Origin of the sequence: Marinimicrobium agarilyticum DSM 16975, assembly GCF_000423345.1 — a bacterium.
GTDB lineage: Bacteria > Pseudomonadota > Gammaproteobacteria > Pseudomonadales > Cellvibrionaceae > Marinimicrobium > Marinimicrobium agarilyticum.
Genome location: NZ_AUHU01000005.1, coordinates 193482 through 212837 on the forward strand (window position 1 = coordinate 193482; position 19356 = coordinate 212837).

The window sequence follows — 19356 nt, forward strand, 5'->3', positions numbered from 1 at the left end:
GAAAAAATGAACCTCAGAATTGCGACCACCGTTACCATTTCCATGGTATTTGTGACACTGATGACCACGGGCATATTGCTCTATTCCATGCCCTGGAATTATTTTGTCGGAGCCATTCATATCTGGGCTTCGATTTTCTTCATTATCGGTACCTTTCTCCATTTCAAAAACAACTTTAGGAGTTACCTGAGCCATATCAAGCGAAAAATCGGTAAAAGATCACTTGCCTTTTCCGGTCTGGGCTTTTTGGTGCTGCTGGGCGGACTGATGTTCGGCGCGGCGCCTTTCGCGTCAGTGATGGAGTTTGGCGAAGCGCTTCGCACCGCCAACCAACCGGCCACCCACGAATACACTTTGCTGGACCTGACCGCCGACATGGATCGTCCCGCCATGAACCTGTTCATCAAGGCGGGCAGTGCCTACGAGTCCGAACCGCAGCCGGCCGTGCTTGGTTTCACCTATACCAGCGTGCCCCAGATCGCCGTATGGATGGAAACCCTGGAGGGCGAGTACATTGATACGCTGTACGTGACGGGCAAGGCCGCCAGTTCCGGCTATGGCGAGACGGACTCCGGAGCCACCCGCCGACCGGAAGCATTGCCTTACTGGAGCCATAGCCGGGGCATTCGGGAGGCCGACGGCTATTTTGCGCCTCACCAGAATAACTCGGATCTGGACGGTGTCAGCGGCGCAACACCCAAAAGTGACTACCAGATCGCGCTGTCGGCGCCGCGCATGGGCCGGTACCGTTTGCTGTTGGAGGTGAATCGCAGTTACGACTTCAACGGCTACTACAGCCGGGACCGCTTCCCGGAGGATCCCGTCTACAGCGGTGACGGTTCCTCCGGTCAACCGTCACTCATCTATGAGGCGGTTATCGACTCGCAAGTGCCAGGGCAGTATTTATTGTCATTGATTGGCCACGGCCATCACTCGGGAGCCGACGGCGAGCTGTACCCCACTCTCGATGAAATCACCTCTGCCAAAGATATTCTGGCCTTTATTGTCGCTGATGTGGAGTAAGGGCGGGACGACGACTACAAGAACCCGTCAGTGTCCTCTATAGTTAGGGAAACGCACCGACATAGTGATGCGATTGAGCGCCTGTAGCGAGACGCATTGGCCTGAGTGGCCGCCACTAAGGAGGACGGACGCGATGAATGATCAAACGCAGAAGGTAACGATTGAGTGTATTACCGGTGATATCGTCAAGCAATCGGATTTGGACGCGGTGGTGAACGCAGCGAACGCTGAACTGCAGTCAGGCGGCGGTGTCGCGGGCGCGATCCATCGGGCCGCCGGTCCGGGCCTGGCGCAAGAGTGTCGGCCGATGGCGCCGATTGCACCCGGTGAGGCGGTGCTCAGTTCCGGTCACAAGCTGCCGAATGCCCGGGTCATTCACTGCCTGGGGCCGGTCTACGGTAAGGACGAGCCCTCCGACCAGCTGTTGGCGGATTGCTATCGTAACGCATTGCGTCTGGCGGAGGAGAAGGGCATCGCCCGTATCGGGTTTCCCGCCATCTCCACAGGCGCTTTCGGTTACCCCTTGGAAGAAGCGGCTCGGGTCTGCGCCGAGACCGTCAAAGCGTCCCTGCCGACGTTGCGGCAGGTCGAGTGCATCCGCTTCGTTCTGTTCAACAACGAGGCAAGAGCCGAGTTGCAGGCAGCGCTGGAGCGGGCCGGCCTCGCGGTCTCCTCACTGTCGCAATAGCCGATGCCCTGGCATGTAAATAAACTGACGACTTCCCTGACTGCCAAAAGCGCTTAAAGCCGACTAGAGATCAGCTCGCTCACCTGCATGCCATTGCCGGGATCGACTCTAAGATAGTCACAGTTATGTTTGTCACCTTAGGAATGTTTGTGGATGCTTTCTTGCTGGGAAAGAAGCGCGCCAAAACTCAATGTGATAAGCGGTTTGAGTAAAGCATAAAAAGCCACTAAATGTATTTTGTTTATACAGATATCCTATGAGTCGTAGACGTTGGTGGGGCAAACGCCTTTTTTAGTGCGATGATGACAGCCCACAGCCCACAGCCCACCCTTATTACATTGATTTGCGGTGGCCGGAACTAATACGCTGGAATTTGTCGGAAGAAGGGAGAAAAAAGGAATCTGTTGAGCTGCCCAGACAATAGCTCCCTAAGAGGTTTCCCAGCGCTGCTCCTAGACTGCTGATCGTTAGAGAAAGTGCCGGTTTTTCTCTACAGCAGCGGTTGCGGTTGCCGTTTATACACACTGCTAAATCCAAAAAGGAGGTTTTCAATGCTACCTGCGTGGTTAACCATTCTCAGTTGGGTGTCCGTCCTTCTAGGTATAGTCAGTTCTGCTTTTATTATCCAAGACCTGAGGCAGCATCCTCAGCACATGAAGATCATGAATTTTGTATGGCCGCTTTGTGCGCTGTTCGGCCATGTATTGCTCGTGCCTTTTTATTTGAGGTATGGCCCTCTGGCCGCGCATGAAGTCGCCCACCCCGCGATGAAAAACGATGAAACTCCGCCGCACATCAAGGAAACCCCATTTCCGATGAAGGTGGTCAAAGGCACCCTTCACTGCGGCAGCGGCTGTTCTTTAGGCGACATTCTGGCCGAATCCCTGGCACTGTTTTTTCCTGTCATTGCGGTATGGCTGGGTTGGCAAACGCTGTTTGCCGAGAAAATTTTCGCTGTATGGGTTTTTGACTATCTATTGGCGCTCGGTTTTGGCATCGCGTTCCAGTACTACAGTATCGTGCCGATGCAAAACCTCAATTTTCGTGAAGGTATAAAGCAATCCTTCAAAGCGGATATCCTGTCGTTGTCCGCATGGCAGGTGGGCATGTATGGGTTTATGGCCTTTGCACATTTCTACATCTTTGCTGTGTTGCTCAATCAGAAGCTTCATGTCGCTTCCATCGAGTTCTGGTTCATGATGCAAATCGCGATGCTGGCTGGGTTCGTTACCTCATACCCGGTCAATTGGTGGTTGATTCGGAAGGGTATCAAAGAAGCCATGTGATTCCGGGCCAGTCCGCTGACCTTCTGTCCGCACTAAAACTGGATATGCAGGTCCACGTCCTTTGCGTCTCGTGGCAGCTTCCTCTTGGCTGGGTCTAGCCTTGGATGGGGGAGGGGCCAAAGCCTATCCAATGTCGCTCCACAGGTTACATGCGGGAATGAAGGTTCCAGAGGATCCAGATCGTCCCGCCGACCATCAAGAGTATTATCAGGCCAGTGAAGAGGATCAGCTGGAGTTCGTCGCGATGTGAACGATGTATATCAATATGCAGGAAGTAGCGAAACTGTACCAGCATCTGAGCTAACGCGAGCCCGGAAAGAGTGATGAGGCAAGCGGTTGTGCCCAACCACTGCGAGGCGACAAGGGCGAAGGCTAAACAGGTGAGCAGGAGGGCCAGCGCGCCACCGATACAATATTCACGAAACTCCCGGCGTGGGTCTCCAGCTTCACTTTCCGGCAGTGGATCACGTGCTTTTTCCATTAGGCGGCCCCGAATAGATAGACAAATGTAAAAATCCCGATCCAGACCACATCAAGCATGTGCCAGAAGATAGCGAGACGCATTAGGCGAGTTTTAACGTCCCTCTCAAGACCAAAAACAAAGACTTGCACCATCATAACAATCAGCCAAATAAGTCCGCTGCATACGTGGATGCCGTGCATTCCTACCAGTAAAAAGAATGCTGAGAGGAACCCGCTCGTCTGAGGTCCATGGCCTTTTGATGTCATATCGACGAAATCGTGGACTTCCAGATAGATAAATCCGGTGCCGAGGACGAACGTTACTGCCAGCCAAAACACAAGCCGGGCGCGGTCCTGACGATACTTCAATGCCAGTGCCGCCAAGCCAATCGTAAAGCTACTTGCCAGCAGAAGCATGGTTTCAATAAAGGGGTTTTTCAACTCGAACAGGCTGCTCGGCGTAGGGCCTCCGGCGGTGCCATGTTGGCTTTGAGCGGCATAGTTGGCGAACAGCAGCGCGAATAGCACCAGGTCGCTCATCAAGAAGATCCAGAACCCGAATAGCAGGGATTCGGCAGCCTCGTCGGTAGCGGAATCGATATGCCCCATATTGATACCCGGATGGCGTAGGCGATTGCTTCTCTGATTCATGATGCAACCTCCGCCAAGCCCTGATTTTCTGAGGTTGTTTCATCAGCTCGTGCTGTCGGTATCAGCCCCTTTACCCTGGCCAGCCATTGCTCATGTTCTTGGCGTACTTGGCTTGCAGGAATAATTTTCTCTGTATCTCGACAGAAGCTGCGGGCAATGACGGTACCCAAAATGACGAGAAATGAAACGATCGTCAGCCACCAGATATGCCAGGTGAGGGCAAACCCCAACATGGTCGCGAGGAAGCCGATTAACGGTGCGACGACGCTATTTTTGGGCATGGGGATATCCTGGTACTCGTTCGGAGCGGTATAGCTGATTCCATGCTGTTTCATCCAGGTAAAGGCATCCCGGTCGTGCACCTCGGGAATAACAGCGAAATTGTATTCAGGCGGTGGTGCGCTAACAGACCACTCAAGACTGCGGCCATCCCAGGGGTCACCCCCCGGAGCTCGGAGATCGTCACGGTTGCGGATGCTTACCCAAAGCTGAATGACCTGACTGATCAGGCCAAGCGAAATCAGCACTGCCCCGGAAAAGGCAACCAGTAGCCAAGGCAGGTATTGGGGCTCAAACCATTGCACCGTGCGGCGCATTGCGCCCATCAGCCCCAGTGCGTACAGCGGCATAAATGCGAGATAGAAACCAAATGACCAGAACCAGAACGAGATACGCCCCCATTTTTCCGAGAGCCGAAAGCCGAACATTTTAGGGAACCACACATTGTAAGCGGCGAACATGCCGAACAGAGTCCCAGGAATAAGCATGTTGTGGAAATGGGCAACCAGGAACAGCGAATTATGCACCGCGAAGTCAATCGGAGGATTCGCCAGAAGTACGCCGCTCAACCCGCCTATGACAAACGTAATGGCAAACATGATTGAAAACAGCATGGGAGTCGTGAACCGCACGCGGCCGCGAACCATGGTAAGCAACCAGTCGTAGACCTTCACGCCCGTCGGTACACCAATAAGCATTGTGGCGATGCCAAACGCAGCATTGAGGTTTGCAGACTGGCCCATCGTGAAGAAATGATGCAGCCAGACACCAAAAGACAATACAGTAATCGCTATGGTCGCAAACACCAGTGAATGGTACCCATACAGACGCTTCCCGGAGAAGGTGCTGAACACTTCTGAGAATACGCCGAAAGCAGGCAGGATAACGATGTAGACTTCGGGATGACCAAACAGCCAGAACAGGTTGGCGTAGTTCATCATGTTGCCGCCGAGCGCGTTGGTGAAGAAATGAAACCCCGCGTAGCGATCAAGTGCGAGCATTAGCGTGGCCACCGTAAGCGGCATCATGGCAAATATTATGAGTATGCTAGTACAGAGCGCCGTCCAGCTGAAAAGCGGCATCCGAAACCATGTCATGCCCGGTGCGCGCAATTTGTAAATTGTGACGGCAAAGTTGATACCGGTCAGCGTGTTCCCGATGGAACTTAAGGTTACGGCCCAGATCCAATAGTCCACGCCCGCGCCCGGGTTAAACGCCAGCTCCGTAAAAGGCGGATAACCACTCCAGCCTCCGGTGGAGAACTCGCCAATCACCAAAGATATCATGACCAACACCGCTCCAGCCGCCGTCAGAGCGAGACTGATGGCGTTGAGTAAGGGGAATTTCACGTCCCTGGCGCCTATCTGTAGCGGCATGACCACATTGATCAGGCCGATGAGAAAGGGCATGGCCATAAAGAAAATCATGATTGTCCCGTGAGTGGTGAATAGTTCACCAAAATGCTCAGCGGACAAGGGTCCTTCCCGATTCACCGCAAGCATCTGCTGGGCCCGCATGAAAGCCGCTTCAATAACGGCCCGGATCAGCATCACCAGGGCGAGGACGATATACATGATGCCGATTTTCTTGGCATCAAGCGTGGTTAGCCACTCACGCCAGAACACCCGCCATTTGCCGAAGAGGGTTAGGAGGACGACGATTCCTATTGCCCCACCGATGACTGCCGCCGCGGCGAAGGCAGCGATGGCAGTGCTTGAATTGGGGGTCTTGATAAACTCTACGAATGGAAGCGATTCGAGGCTGAGCTTGCCAAGCCAAAAATAGTTGAGGGGCTCCCCTGTCACAGCATTAGCCTCCTTTCCCGGTAGCTTTGGCCGCACCCGGGAGGTCAGCGGCAGGCGTGGTTTTAACTCGTTCGACTATTTGGTTGAAGAGCTCCTGCGTTACCGAACCGAAGAACTCCGGCTCACTCAGAATTGAACGCTGGGCCAGCCGGCTGTAGGCGCGCATATCGAGTGGAGGATGCGACTGTTTCTGCTTGATCCAGCGCTTGAATTCGGAATCACTGATCGCTCGTGCCGTAAATTTCTGTTCGGCGTAGAACTTGCCGTTGTACTGGGTATTCTGACCCCGGTACTCGCCAGGTTTCGAAGCCAACAGGTGCAACTGGGTTACCATGCCCGGCATTGTGTAAATCTGGCTGCCGAGGCGGGGAATCATGAATGACTGCATCACCGTTTCGCTCGTCAGCTCGAAATGAACCGGGCGGCCCACCGGGAACGCCACGACGTTTACTGATGCAATCTTTTGTTCTGGATAGATAAAAAGCCACTTCCAGTCGAGGCTTACCACTTGGATATGCAGTGCAGGCTTATCACCGGCAATCGGTCGATAGGGGTCTAATGTATGGGTCGCCTTCCAGACGTTCCAGCTCAATATGGAGACGATCACCAACGGAACGCCCCAAATCAGGCTCTCAAGCAGCCATGAAAACGTCCAGTTGGGTCTGTATACGGCATTTTTTCTACTACGTCGGTACTTCCAGAGTACGATCGGCATTGCAACAAAAAACGGTAAAATTACGACCATTGTCCAGCATGTAACCAGCCAAAACTGATCACGCTGAGCCTCCGCTATGGGGCCTGCAGGCGCCAGAAAGCCGTAATCAAGAAAACCACAGGAGGACAGTAGTAATGTCGCGAGTATCAGACAGCACAGTAGAAGATGTTTCATTAGCTGAATTCCGCCCTCTTTGACTTCTTTAACCAAAGGCTCTCTGGAGGCGATCGAGTCCGTCCCTTAACGTGTCGCTGTCTGCAGCGAATGACAACCGCATATGTCCCGGTGCGTTGAATGCAGATCCCGGTACCATGGCGATACCCAGTTCCTCCAGTAGCCAGTCTCCGAGCTGTTGATCGTCTTCGACATCATCGAGAGAATCGATTACCCGTTCAAAATTGGGCAAACAATAAAAGCTACCCTGCGCTGGATGACAGTCGATGTTCTCTATCTTCGAGAGTCCGTCAGCGACGAGTTCAGCGCGCGCGCGGAAGGTGTTGACCATATTCTGGACGTCATCACGACTGCCTCTTAAGGCTGTTTCCGCTGCTTTTTGAGAGATGGCGGCTGTATGGGAAGTACTCTGGCCCTGGAGCTTTTCCATTTCAGCAATAAGAGTAGCCGGCCCAGCGGCGAAGCCCACCCGCCAGCCGGTCATCGCGTAGGCTTTAGAAACGCCGTTGATGAGCAGGGTTCTATTTTTGAGTGAGGGGCACACGCTCAGAATGTTGGCGTAAGGTTCATCAGTAAAAATAAGGTGTTCATAAATATCATCGGAGAGCACGAACACATTCGGGTATTTGAGTAGTACGTTGCCCAGCGCGGATAGCGCCTCGCGGGAGTATACCTGGCCGGTCGGATTATTTGGCGTGTTGAGGATTACAATGCGGGTCCGTTCGCTCAAGCACTGCTCAAGTGTCTCGGGTTGCAGGATGAAACCGTCTTCGTACCGGGTGGGAGCCTCCACAACACGAGCCCTGGAAATTTTTGCAATTGACGGATAGGTGCCCCAGTTCGGGGTTGGAATAACAATTTCATCCTTGGGGTTGAGCAAAGTCATGCAGGCGTTGAAGAGCGCCTGCTTCGCTCCACAGGTACTCAAAATCTCGTCACTATTGTAATGAAGATTGTTGTCGCGTTTCAGTTTTAGTTGAACGGCTTCTTTCAGGCTTGCCAATCCGCCAATGGGAGTGTAACGGGTAAAACCATCGTCCAATGCCTGTTTGGCTGCGTCAATAATGGGTTTGGGGGTATCGAAGTCAGGTTCACCTGCATCCAGACGAAGAATGTTCCGACCTTGTTCTGTCAATGCCTGGGCTTTTGAGTTGATCCGGAAAATGGATGACTCTGATAAGTCATCGACCCTCGGGGCAACGCGCAGGTGGGGATTTGCATGGCGAATGGTTCTGTTACCTGTATTCATCGTTTCAGCACCTTACCGTCATCATCCAGAAGTGGATAGCTACCTTGCTCGTCGTGGTCTTCAGGGCCCACTAGTGACGGGCTGAAACAGCACAGTACTGTCATGCCGCTCTTGCTGGAGAGAATATGCTGTTGGTGGTTGTCCAGCGCATAGAGAACCCCGGGTGTCAGAGCCCATTTACCGCCTTCTGTCAGATCTTCGATTTGGCCTTCACCCTCGATACAAATAACGGTTTCCTTGTGGTTTTTGTACCACATATGCAGTTCGCACCCGGGCTTTATAACCGTTTCATGGAACGAGTGGCCCATACCATCGGCGCGCAGGGTGTATCGCCGGCTGATGAATTTCTTTTCGTTGATTTCGGTTTTTTGGGCGTCTCGGTGGTTGCGGACTATCATCTTGGTCCTCTCCTTGCTGGAGGCTCGAAGACACCGAGGTTGGCAGCGATGTGCGACGAGCTTTAGGTAAGCAGAAGCGAGCCTAACCGTAATTGGCTATCAGAATTTCGCCGTCATCTGCTTGATCGACTGTTTGATCATTCGAAAGGCGTCTGGGTCGCCCTTGAGAATTGAGGACATAAAGCTCTTTGCCTGCTCAGAGTTGATATGAGGGGGCAGGGGGCCAATTTCCGGATCGACATAGGCATTGATCACTACCGGACGGTCTGCCGCCAAGGCCTCATCCCAGACGCGGTCAACATCGTCAATGCTTTCCATACGCAGGCCTTTGAGGCCGAGAATCTCAGCATAATGGTCATACGCGACATCAGGCAGGTCCTGAGAGGTCTCAAATTTGGGATCTCCCTCCATTGCGCGCTGTTCCCAGCTGACCTGGTTGAGGTCACGATTGTTAAGGACCAATACGATACAGCGGGGGTCAGACCATTCCCGCCAATATTTGGCGATGCCAATCACACCCTGATTTCCCAGCATTTGCATGGCACCATCGCCGACCATGGCGATACCTGGTCGGTCTGGATAAGCGAGTTTGGCGGCGAGTAGATAGGGGACACCGTTTCCCATGGAAGCGAGCCCACCCGAGACTGAGCCCAACATGCCCCGGCGTATTTTGAGGTAACGGGCGTACCAGTTGGTTGAGGAGCCCACGTCGCATGCCAGCATCACGTTGTTCGGTAGGCGTTGGTTGAGCGACCAGAATACCCGTTGCGGGTTCACGGGGTTGCCCGATACCTTTGCACGCTCGTCCATAAGCTTCCACCAGTCGCGGGTGTTTTCGATGATTTTGTGCTGCCATTGGCGATCGTTCTTTCGTGTCACTCGTTCCGTCAGGGCCGCGACGGTTGCCCGGGCATCGCCGTGAAGGTTGATTTCCGTGGGATAGCGCAGGCCCAGTGACTCGGCATCGAGATCAATCTGCACGGCTCTGGCCTGGCCTGAAGCCGGCAGGAACTCCGCATAGGGAAATCGTGTGCCCACCATCAGCAGGGTGTCGCAGTCATCCATCATTTCCTGACTGGGGCGGGTGCCAAGAAGACCCATGGTACCGGTGACAAATTCCTCCTCATCCGGGATCATGGTTTTGGCCAGAATGGCTTTTGCAACACCTGCGCCGAGCTTGTCAGCCAATTCCAGAACCTCATCTACGGCGTTCTTGCAGCCAGCGCCAGCGAGCACAGCAACCTTTTCCCCCTCATCAAGCAGCTTGGCCGCCGCATCGAGATCGTCGTTGTGGGGTCGAAGCTCACCCGTGCGATAACCGATACCGGAGAAGACCGCGCCGTGCTCGGCCGGCGGCTGCTCCATCGGTAGATCCTGAACGTCGTTTGGAATGATAATGGCCGTCACTGTGCGTCTCGCGATGGCGATACGCAGAGCCTGGTCAATCAAATGCCGTGCCTGTGGCGCGTCAGACACCATATGCACGTAATCACCCGCGACGTCTTTATAAAGCGAGGTTAGGTCAATCTCCTGTTGATAATCTGTCCCCAGGCTCATTCGCGCCTGCTGTCCGACGATTGCGACAGCGGGCATGTGATCCTTTTTGGCGTCGTATAGTCCATTCAGCAAGTGGACCGCCCCGGGACCTGAGGTGGAAATGCAAACACCAGGCTTGCCGGTAAACTTCGCGTGGGCGCTTGCCATAAACGCCCCCAACTCTTCGTGTTGCGGCTGAATCATTCGAATCTTGCCTTCAGCCTTGCGCAATGCCGACATTACCCCGTTTATGCCGTCACCGGAGTAGCCGTAAACTCTCTCAATACCCCACGCGCCGAGGCGTTCAATAATGAAATCGCTTACCGTATAGGCCATGTCAATGTCTCCCTTGCTAGCGTTTCTGCGAATATTTTCCTTTGGTTTACAACCACGATAGCCGATATGACCACGTTAATAATTGCAGGTTCAGAATCTGCTGGCGTCGGCTTTGTTCCAATCCCCACTGTAAGCAGCAGGGACCTTTCCTTTAAGAAAATCTCCAGACTGAACGTTAGGGTGCATCTCCCGGTAAGTGTTGGCAGGGCCATATTTCTGGCGATGAAAAATGTGTTCGGGAGTGAGTCGGTCCGGGGAGTCGAGCCCTAGCGCTCCGGTAATATCCAGAAAAGACCTCACGGTTGCGTGGTGAAAATTGCGCACGCGAATCGCTTTGGAGGGCACGTCAAGTGATTTTGTGCGGGCTGGGTTTTGAGTGGCAACGCCCGTTGGGCAAGTGTTCGTGTGACAGCGTTGGGCTTGAATACATCCCACTGAAAACATAAAAGCTCGAGCTGCGTTGCACATGTCGGCGCCCAGAGCCACCTTGGTGACCATATCGAACCCCATTGCGACCTTACCGCTGGCGATGATTACGATTTCGTCGCGCTTACCAATACCAGTCAGACAATTGTCTACAAACGGTAACGCTTCGTTGATGTAGGTGCCGATAAAATCCTCGAATTCGGCGGGCGCGGCACCGGTGCCACCTTCTGCGCCATCAACGGTAATAAAATCCGGTTGAATGCCGGTTTCAAGCATGGCCTTGCAGATGCCCATAAACTCGTCGCGCTTTCCCAAGCACAGCTTAAAGCCAACCGGTTTTCCCCCGCACAACTCGCGTAGGCGGTCCACAAACTGAAGGAGCCCGTATGGCGTATGGAACTCTGGGTGCTGGGCGGGCGAGAGGCAGTCCTTTCCTTGCTCTATTTCACGGGTCCTTGCTATTTCGGCATTCACTTTCGAACCCGGCAACAGACCCCCGTGAGCGGGCTTGGCACCCTGGGAGACCTTGATTTCGATCATTTTTACTTGTTCGGACGTTGCCTTTTTCCGGAATTCATCAGGGTCGAAGTTCCCGTCGCGAGTACGGCAACCAAAATATCCGCTGGCAATTTCCCATATGAGATCGCCCTCGTATACGGTGTGGTAGGGACTGATCGCGCCTTCGCCTGTATCTTGGGCAAAATTGCCAAGTTTTGCGCCTTTATTCATGGCCAGTACTGCATGAGAGGACAGGGCGCCGAAGCTCATTGCTGAAATGTTGAGTCGAGAGGAGTGGTACGGCTTTAGGCATTGGGGGCCGCCGATCCAGAGGCGTCCGAAGCTATCGTCGATTTTTTGAGGGGTAATTGAGTGCTGGGCGAAATCGGCCCCCGCGCCTTCCGCATCACGCCGGGTACCAAAGGGCTCAGTATCCGGCTGGCCGTCGGCCCGTTTATTCACGATTTCCCGTTGTTCGCGATTAAATGGTCGTCCGCTTTGCTCTGATTCAAAAAAGTATTGACGTAATTCGGGGCGAACAAACTCAAGCAAATACCGTATGTGCCCCAGGATAGGGTAGTTTCGTAAAACGTTGTGGGTGGACCTCAGGTCCCATGCCCCCAACAAGGCCAATAGTGGGAGAATAGCCCAAACCCAAAGCCAGACAGGGTTCCGCTTGAAGAGGACGGCGCCCAGAAGGATCGTGGTCGTCACGAACAACGTGTAAAGTAATCGGGGCGATCCCCACATGCCTTACTCCTTATCTCATCCCTCTTCAGTGTGGATACAGAAGCCAGCACTCCTCTCCCCGGTCTCCCCGGCACTTCTCCGAATGGTCACAGGCTATGCTGTTAATCACTGTCTGGTCAACAGCTCCCAGATAGGGGTGTTTTGATTTCACTGATCGATATTTGTTCCCCACAATACTGAAAGGTACCCGGATTCCTGGTTCCTGGGTCTTAAGGGTCGGTTGTCTGGTAGGCGCCCGTTCCAACGGTCTGCTGCGACGGTCATGTTCTTTGGGCGTTCTTTGGGTTATCTTGTGCGTAGTGGCAGAGGAGACCACATGATGGCCCAATCACCTTTATTGAGCAGGGATCGACTGCGCTTCGTTTTCAGTCGAATTAACCAACACTTGTGGATCAAACCCTTGGTGCTATGCGTGCTGTCCGTTGGCGGCACCTTTCTGGCTCTCTTGGCGGATGATATCGGTCTTTCCCGGGTACTGCCCGAGGTTAGCCTAAAATCCGTCGAGTCCTTACTGTCCATCATGGCCTCCAGTATGCTGGTCATTGCGACCTTTGCTGTGGGTTCCATGGTCGCGGCCTATGCTTCCGCCAGTGCTGGCGCGACGCCCCGTTCCATACCGCTGGTTATTGCGGATGACGTGACCCAGAATGCGCTGTCTGCGTTTATTGGTGCCTTCATCTTCAGTATTGTCTCTCTGATTTCCCTTCAGAATGAGCTGTTCGGCTCCGCCGGCCGGTTTGCTATCTTCGCGCTGACGCTTCTGGTGTTTGCTATTGTCATTATCACGTTCGTTCGCTGGGTGGACCGAATCGCGCGGCTGGGACGCGTGGTCAACACCATTGAGAAGGCGGAGAACGCGACCGGTGCGGCTCTGGATCGTCGCCGCCGAGCGCCCACGCTCGGGGCATTGTGCGCCTCAAGCACGATCGCGATGGATGACGGTGTATCGGTGTACTCGCCCACCGTGGGTTATGTTCAGCATATCGATCTGGAACCGTTGCAGGCTCTCGCTGACGCGCTTGTTTGTCATGTCGTGGTGGAGGCGCTTCCCGGCACATTTGTCACCCGCGACCGCCCACTGCTTCGCGTACACGGGTTGGACAAAGGGCAAGAGGCGTTCAAGCCAGAAGAATTTTCCTGCGCCTTTGCAATCGGTTCCAGTCGTACGTTTGAGGATGATCCCCGTTTCGGGCTCCTGGCGTTATCCGAAATCGCCGACAAAGCGCTGTCGCCGGGTATCAATGATCCGGGAACGGCCATCAATGTTATTGGTACGATGGTGCGGTTGTTTACCCTCTGGCAAACTCCGGTTGAAGAGGATCAGTTGTCAAAGACACTCTATGATCGGGTATCGGTTCCGGCGTTAGAGCTGGATGATCTGTTCGATGACGCCTTTACCGCCATTGCCCGAGACGGTGCGAGCATGGTTGAGGTTTCCATCCGACTGCAGAAAGCCTTCGACGCCTTGGCCGAAATCGGTGACGAAACAATGCGCGCTGCCGCCAAAAAGCATTCTCGCCAGGCACTGCACCGTTCGGAGTCTGCCATGTCACTGCCAGATGATATCGAGGTGGTGCGCAGAGCGGCCGAATTCTCGGCCGCTTAGGTGCGCTTGTGGCAATCCGTTTTTAATACTTAACGCTGCATCCGTACGCCTGACTTGAAGCGGTTTCCACTGGCTTGCCGGCCATGGCCTGGTCCAGCGCCGCCGCTACATAGTTGTGCGAATCGGGAATCACCGCCGGGTTGGCTGAATCGTTGTCGTCAATGGCACCGGCATAAACCACGTCGCCGTCGGGATTGATGATGTACATATGCGGTGTGGTCTTGGCGCCGTAGGCGCGGCCCATATCGCCGTTCGGGTCGAGCAGGAAGGGCGCCGAGGCGTTGAGGTTGTGGGCTTTGGCTTCCTTCTGGGCTTCATCGGGCTCAAGGTAGCCCTGTTTGCCTTCGGCGGAGGAGATCACCGTCAGCCAATTCACGTCTTTCTCGGTGTACTCTTCTTGCAGAGATTGCATGTTGCCGCTGCCGTAATGCTTGCGGACGTAGGGGCAGTCCTTGTTGAACCACTCCAGCACCAGCCATTCGCCTTCGTAATCGGAGAGGCTGTGGGTATTGCCTTGGGCGTCAGTTTCGGAAAACGCTGGCGCCGGTTCGCCGGGTGTGGCGACGGCCAAAGCGAGCGCGGGCAGGGCAAGCAGAGAAGCGAATAACGTACCTTTCAACACGTTCATGGTGAGCCTCCTTCGTTTGTGGGGAAGAGCGCGCTTATCATGCGCTGTTGCAACAGCTGGGGCAATAGTTCCGGTTGGTCAGCCCCCGAGGCGTACCAGGCGTAAACGGGTACCGAATTGCGGCCCAGCGCTTCCAGCGCCCGGGTGATCTCAGCGTTGTGGTCGGTCCAGTCCGCGCGGATCGCCAAGACATTGTGACGTTTGAACAGCTCAGTGGTCTGCGACGTGGTTAACACCAGCTTTTTATTCACCTGGCAGGTAATGCACCAGGCGGCGGTATAGTCAATAAACACCGGTCGATCCTCCGCCAGCGCTGCGGCGATGGCGTCGCGGTCATAGGGTTGCCAGAAGCCGGAGGCCTCGGCCGCACCCGGTTTCAGGTGGGTGACCGAGCTGAAGGCGCTCACCAACGCCGCCAGTGCCAGAGCCGTGGCCAGGGTGCGGCGCACTTTTCCGCCGCCGGAGCCCAGCCAGAGGCTGAATGTCAGGGCGAGCAGCAGGGTGCTCACAATCAGCCAGCCCGCCGAGCCGGTCAGCTCCGCCATCACCCATGCCAGCCAGATAACGGTCGCATAGAGGGGGAAAGCGAAAAACTGCTTGAGGGTCTCCATCCAGGGGCCGGGTCTGGGGAGCTTTTTGATCAACGCCGGTGTGGCTGCCAGCACCAGAAACGGCGCCGCCAGGCCGATGCCCAGTCCGATGAAAATTGCCATGGCGGAGATTGCTGGCAGCACAGTGGCCGCCCCGAGCGCGGCCCCCATAAACGGGCCGGTGCAGGGCGCCGCGACAAAGACCGCCAACACGCCGGTCACAAAGGAGCCACCGTTGGCCCGCCCGGCCAGGTTCATCAGTTTGTGTCCAAATTCAAAAACGCCGCTGAAGGCAAGCCCCATCAGCCAGAACAACACAATCAACGCCAACACCACGATGGGCGACTGCAACTGAAAACCCCAGCCCACCGCCGAGCCACCGGCACGCAATGCCAGCAGCAAACCGCCCAGCGCAGCAAAGGTAACCAGCACCCCGGCGCTGTAGATCAGCCCCTCGCGCAAATGGCTTTGGCCGCTGCCGGACTGAACCAGAGAAAACAGCTTGATCGAAAGCACCGGAAAGACGCAGGGCATCAAGTTGAGAATGACACCGCCGGCAATGGCGGCCAACACCAGCAACCACAACGGCTGAGGGGAATCGCCGGTCGGGTTCTGGCTGCCCAGAGAGACCTTGTCCAGACGCCAGGACTGCTTCCCGTCGGTGATTACAAAATCCGTGGAGGGTGGCAACTCGGCGCCGGGTTGGCGGGTAAAGCGAAAGCGGTAGCCACCATCCACCGCTTCGATGGCTGGTGCGGCGGCGGTGATCACGCTGCCATCGACCGGGAACACCGTCGGGGCGTTTGCCCCCGCCGCTTTCTCGTCTTCGACGGAGCCTTCCAGTGTCAGGACCAGTTGATCTTCCGCGCCGGTCAGCAGGGCGCGAGGCTGCCAGGGGCTTTGCTCGCCCGGTTGAGGGACGCGCGCCGCAAAACGTTCGACCAGGCGTTTGTCCGCCGGCGCCCACTCGGTGGCCTCGCCCACAGGGCGCTCCAGCGTCATGGTGGCGAAGCCCGGAATGCAGTTGATCTTGCAGACCAGCCACTCGAGGTTCACCTGCAGAGAGACCGAGTTGGCTCCCGGTTCGGGTGTCAGCTCGAACAGGTAGGCGACGTTGCCCTCGTAGCCGAGGTTGGTCAGGTGCTCAATGGGCAGCCGGTGCGGGAAGGGCCATTGAATGTCGCCGACCGAAGCGCCCGTCGTGGTCATATCAAAACGGGGAGCTGCGCCGGAGTCACCGGCGTTTTGCCAGTAGACGTGCCACTTTGGGTCTACCTCAAAGTAAAACCCCAGCGTGGCGCTTTGACCGGCGGCCAACTCCGTGGGCGCCAGCCAGCGCACCTGTACGTGATCACCGCTGGCGGTAGGCTGGGCCGCTGCGCTCAGGGCCCAGGCGCTGAGAATGACAAAACACGTCGCGATAGTGCGTTTCACAGAAACCCCTCTCGTTGACCCAACTCAGTCGGTTGTGGTCATCGGATTATACGCACCTGAGAGTGAATGAACATCGCTCGCGAACGTCAGCAGATCGCCCACCAAACCTTGCTCCGGTCGGCTGGGGTGGCGAACCAGGGACAGGGTTTGTGAACAGCCGGGAGTCAGGTCAAGCTGCTTGCAGCCCGACGCTTTGGCCATCCGTTGGACCGCCGTCATTGGAAGCACGGCGATGCCCATGTTCAGTCGAACCGCATCAATGACCGCATCCAAACTGCCGAAGTTGGATCGAATCCTTAAATGGGGGGCGGCTGGATGATTCCAGTGACTGTGCCCCAGCAATTGGTCATGCAGATAGTCTCCCTCATCCCGACAGATCAGTGGAAAGGGAAGCAGCTCCTCAACGCTCACGGTGGAGGATTGGGATAGTGGGTGATCCTCTGCCACAAAAACCACCAACGGATCCTGCCAGGATCTTTCGATCGTGTACTCCGAACTCCTGTGAAGGGTGCTTTCCAATAAGCCCAGGTCGAGCCGGCGCGTTCCAAGCAAATGAATGATGCGCTCATAGTCCTCCACATTGACTTCAACGTTCACATCGAGATGTTCGGCGCAAAACCCTTTTACCAGTATGTGCATTAAAAAATCACTGGCGCCCGGTGTGGCGGCCAGCCGCAGGGCGGCGGGGTAGTCTCCGTCACGGAACGTTTTCAGGCGTCGGTCCATCGCTTCCTGCAAAACGCAAATGGAGGAAGCGTAATAATACACCTCGTTTCCAATGTCGGTCAGTGACACGCCATCGGTGTGTCGATGCAGCAGTTGGACCCCGTAGTAGTGTTCAAAGCGTTGAATTTGAGAGGAAACGGCGGGTTGAGTCATGTTCAGGATGTGGGCGGCTCGGGTAATATTTCCCGTTCGGGCGACGGTATAGAATATTTGTAGCCTGCGGTCCGTCATGCTGTGATCCCCGAGGTCGGCCAATACGGTTTTGTGTGTGACCTGCCTGTAAAAACTGAACAATCGCTGGCGTTGCGGACTAATACTACCGGGAGTATCGAATCAAATCGATAGCCGAAAGTACATAGTTTTTACCCAAAAGTACAAAAATGCATAAAGGTTTATTTCCGTGTCATCTGCTATCCCCTTTAACCATTGTTTTTCCTGGCAACGACTATTAAGCAGGAAATTTTCTGCGACAAAATTACTCGCTTGCCCAGTCAGTATGGCGGTATAAGGCCCTCCTATGGTCCGGAATAACAAAAAGCCATTAGCCGCACGCCGGTAAGTTTGTTGCACTGACCTCAGCGGTTCAATCGCCGATTGGAAGTAACCGCGCTACGATCTGAATGATATTTCAATCATGTTTTAGTAGGAGGTTAAGACGTTATGAAACGCTTGATGTTAAAACTCGTTACCGTCTCAGCGACACTGTTTGCTCTTTCCGTGCCGGCCTATGCGGCGCAAACCGCGACTGGTCCTGTGACCCTGTGGTCGATATCGGAAACCCCCGGATTTTCCCTGATATCGGTCGGCGCCGCGGGGGATGGGGGCGGTGCCTCCGTGCTTTGCACCGTGGACGCGACAACGGTCTTTGGTGCCGCGCTGATGGGCGCGGCGGCCACCGCCGCCATTCAGGTTGCCGATGTGACCTTGACCTGTAGTGACACGGGGCGGGTTCAACAGCTGCAATTGGTTGCCGGCAGTGATTAGTTGACCGTGAGGCAGGCGCTTTGGGTTGAATGCGCAAAGCGCCTTGCCTTCGCGACGAATGCAGGAGGATGAACTTATGCACTCAAAAGCGCTTTTACCCATCGCCGCGTTATGCATCGGGGTTGCCTCAGGTTTCTGGCTGGATGCCGACAGTGAACGTCCGAGAAGCCATGGCGCCACCGCCGTGGCGAAACAGAACAATCAGTTGCTGCACTCAATTGAGGAAACGTTGGGCCGAGCCTCGTTTCAGCAAACGTTTGCGTCGGGGGGGGACTGTCGCGACGTCTCCACGCTGCTGCCGGAGCTGAAGGCCACCATTGATGAATCCATTCAGTCCATTGCTGCCCAACACCCGGCGGCTCCGGGCAAGGTGGCTCAGCTAGCTGAAACAACGACTTCGACGACCGAGCAGAAAGCGCTGTACCGCTCCGTCGAACAGCGCATATATGCCTACGCCTCATCGGGCGAGCCGTTGCTCCAGGCCATGGGTAACGACCAGGACTTTCAGCGACTGAGCGCCTCCCAGAAAAAGCGATTGGCACGAGAGGTGGCACAGCGTTTTAATCAGGGTGAAATCTCCCTGGCTCAACTGCGGGGCCTTTAGTGGCCCCTGTTTCCTCCTTGTTTTACCGATTCAGGCCGACGAGCCGGTTTCGAATCCGCAAGAGGAGAAAGGCGTCACACCCTTGACCGCCCAGCTGTGCTACGCTCTCCGGCTCGACCGGCACAGAAGGGGGCCCTATGCCGTACATTCACCACCAGCTCAACGGCGCCAGCATTGGCTTCTATGAGCTATCCAACGAGACGCTGACCATCGGGCGCAGCCCTGATAACCACCTGGTTGTCGATGATCCCACCGTGAGCGGTCACCACGCCGTGATCGAATCCACCCGGTCCGGGCACCGCATCCGTGACCTGGGTAGCACCAACGGCGTCTGGGTCAATGGCCAGCGCCTGCCTGAGGTGCAGCTGTCAGCGGACGACACCGTACGCATTGGTACGCACGACTTGCAGTTCACCGAGCAGATCTCTGATGACCTTCAGCGCACGCTGAAAATCAAGAAAAGCTGGATTCCCGGTGTCTACTACACCGCTGAAAAATAACCGACTTC

At 55.3% G+C, this 19356-nt stretch carries 18 protein-coding genes; 7 read left to right on the forward strand and 11 right to left on the reverse strand.

The features are described 5' to 3' along the window. Nucleotides 1–6 precede the first annotated feature (6 nt). From G547_RS0106075 to G547_RS0106085, 3 genes are all read left to right on the forward strand, one after another. Nucleotides 7–1023 carry a DUF4405 domain-containing protein gene (locus G547_RS0106075; protein ID WP_027329076.1) on the forward strand — a complete coding sequence of 339 codons (1017 nt, stop codon included), beginning with the start codon at nt 7–9 and terminating at the stop codon, nt 1021–1023. A gap of 133 nt (nt 1024–1156) precedes the next feature. Continuing rightward, on the forward strand, nt 1157–1711 hold the full coding sequence (locus G547_RS0106080) for a macro domain-containing protein (RefSeq protein WP_027329077.1): 555 nt from the start codon (nt 1157–1159) through the stop codon (nt 1709–1711). Between the two features lie 653 nt (nt 1712–2364). Further along, nucleotides 2365–2997, forward strand: coding sequence for a DUF4396 domain-containing protein (locus G547_RS0106085; protein ID WP_211224514.1), 633 nt, complete (start codon nt 2365–2367; stop codon nt 2995–2997). A 145-nt stretch (nt 2998–3142) separates the two neighbouring features. On the opposite strand, the gene cyoD is transcribed toward G547_RS0106085, so the two are convergent. The 8 genes from cyoD to G547_RS0106125 form a co-directional block, all read right to left on the reverse strand. Then, complete coding sequence (gene cyoD / locus G547_RS0106090) at nt 3143–3478, reverse strand: cytochrome o ubiquinol oxidase subunit IV (RefSeq protein ID WP_051234924.1); 336 nt, start codon at nt 3476–3478, stop codon at nt 3143–3145. Beyond that, entirely contained in the window at nt 3478–4110 is a 633-nt protein-coding gene (locus G547_RS0106095; protein WP_027329080.1) for a cytochrome (ubi)quinol oxidase subunit III, read from the reverse strand. Before G547_RS0106095 ends, cyoD begins: the two co-directional genes overlap by 1 nt. Beyond that, nucleotides 4107–6194, reverse strand: a complete 2088-nt coding sequence (locus G547_RS20365; protein ID WP_084645726.1) for a cbb3-type cytochrome c oxidase subunit I — start codon at nt 6192–6194, stop codon at nt 4107–4109. Before G547_RS20365 ends, G547_RS0106095 begins: the two co-directional genes overlap by 4 nt. A gap of 4 nt (nt 6195–6198) precedes the next feature. After that, entirely contained in the window at nt 6199–7119 is a 921-nt protein-coding gene (locus tag G547_RS20370) for a COX aromatic rich motif-containing protein (RefSeq protein WP_051234926.1), read from the reverse strand. Continuing rightward, nucleotides 7112–8332, reverse strand: a complete 1221-nt coding sequence (locus G547_RS0106110) for a pyridoxal phosphate-dependent aminotransferase (protein WP_051234929.1) — start codon at nt 8330–8332, stop codon at nt 7112–7114. Before G547_RS0106110 ends, G547_RS20370 begins: the two co-directional genes overlap by 8 nt. Next, nucleotides 8329–8730, reverse strand: coding sequence for an ectoine synthase (locus tag G547_RS0106115; protein WP_027329082.1), 402 nt, complete (start codon nt 8728–8730; stop codon nt 8329–8331). The genes G547_RS0106110 and G547_RS0106115 overlap by 4 nt, the downstream gene beginning before the upstream one ends. Before the next feature lie 99 nt (nt 8731–8829). Beyond that, a complete protein-coding gene (locus G547_RS0106120) occupies nt 8830–10602 on the reverse strand; it encodes a thiamine pyrophosphate-requiring protein (protein ID WP_027329083.1) in 1773 nt (590 codons plus the stop codon). A 90-nt stretch (nt 10603–10692) separates the two neighbouring features. After that, complete coding sequence (locus G547_RS0106125; RefSeq protein WP_027329084.1) at nt 10693–12276, reverse strand: FMN-binding glutamate synthase family protein; 1584 nt, start codon at nt 12274–12276, stop codon at nt 10693–10695. 316 nt (nt 12277–12592) lie between these two features. Between G547_RS0106125 and G547_RS0106130 the strand changes: the two genes are divergently transcribed. After that, nucleotides 12593–13882, forward strand: a complete 1290-nt coding sequence (locus G547_RS0106130) for a DUF2254 domain-containing protein (protein ID WP_245573377.1) — start codon at nt 12593–12595, stop codon at nt 13880–13882. Between the two features lie 22 nt (nt 13883–13904). Here the strand turns inward: G547_RS0106130 and G547_RS0106135 are convergent, their stop codons facing one another. The 3 genes from G547_RS0106135 to G547_RS0106145 are packed head-to-tail and all read right to left on the reverse strand — an operon-like array spanning nt 13905 to nt 17491. Further along, entirely contained in the window at nt 13905–14510 is a 606-nt protein-coding gene (locus tag G547_RS0106135; RefSeq protein WP_027329086.1) for a thioredoxin family protein, read from the reverse strand. Beyond that, the gene (locus G547_RS0106140) at nt 14507–16534 is read right to left on the reverse strand and encodes a protein-disulfide reductase DsbD family protein (protein ID WP_027329087.1); all 2028 of its coding nucleotides are present in this window, start codon (nt 16532–16534) and stop codon (nt 14507–14509) included. The genes G547_RS0106135 and G547_RS0106140 overlap by 4 nt, the downstream gene beginning before the upstream one ends. Before the next feature lie 24 nt (nt 16535–16558). Continuing rightward, on the reverse strand, nt 16559–17491 hold the full coding sequence (locus G547_RS0106145) for a LysR family transcriptional regulator (protein ID WP_157209805.1): 933 nt from the start codon (nt 17489–17491) through the stop codon (nt 16559–16561). A 429-nt stretch (nt 17492–17920) separates the two neighbouring features. Here G547_RS0106145 and G547_RS0106150 point away from each other — a divergent pair, with 429 nt between their 5' ends. The 3 genes from G547_RS0106150 to G547_RS0106160 all read left to right on the forward strand — a co-directional run bounded on the left by G547_RS0106150 (nt 17921) and on the right by G547_RS0106160 (nt 19348). After that, nucleotides 17921–18244 (forward strand): hypothetical protein, encoded by a 324-nt coding sequence (locus G547_RS0106150; RefSeq protein ID WP_027329089.1) that lies wholly within the window; start codon nt 17921–17923, stop codon nt 18242–18244. 76 nt (nt 18245–18320) lie between these two features. Then, a complete protein-coding gene (locus G547_RS0106155) occupies nt 18321–18848 on the forward strand; it encodes a hypothetical protein (protein WP_027329090.1) in 528 nt (175 codons plus the stop codon). Nucleotides 18849–18985: 137 nt separating this feature from the next. Further along, nucleotides 18986–19348 carry an FHA domain-containing protein gene (locus G547_RS0106160; protein ID WP_027329091.1) on the forward strand — a complete coding sequence of 121 codons (363 nt, stop codon included), beginning with the start codon at nt 18986–18988 and terminating at the stop codon, nt 19346–19348. Nucleotides 19349–19356: the final 8 nt, after the last annotated feature.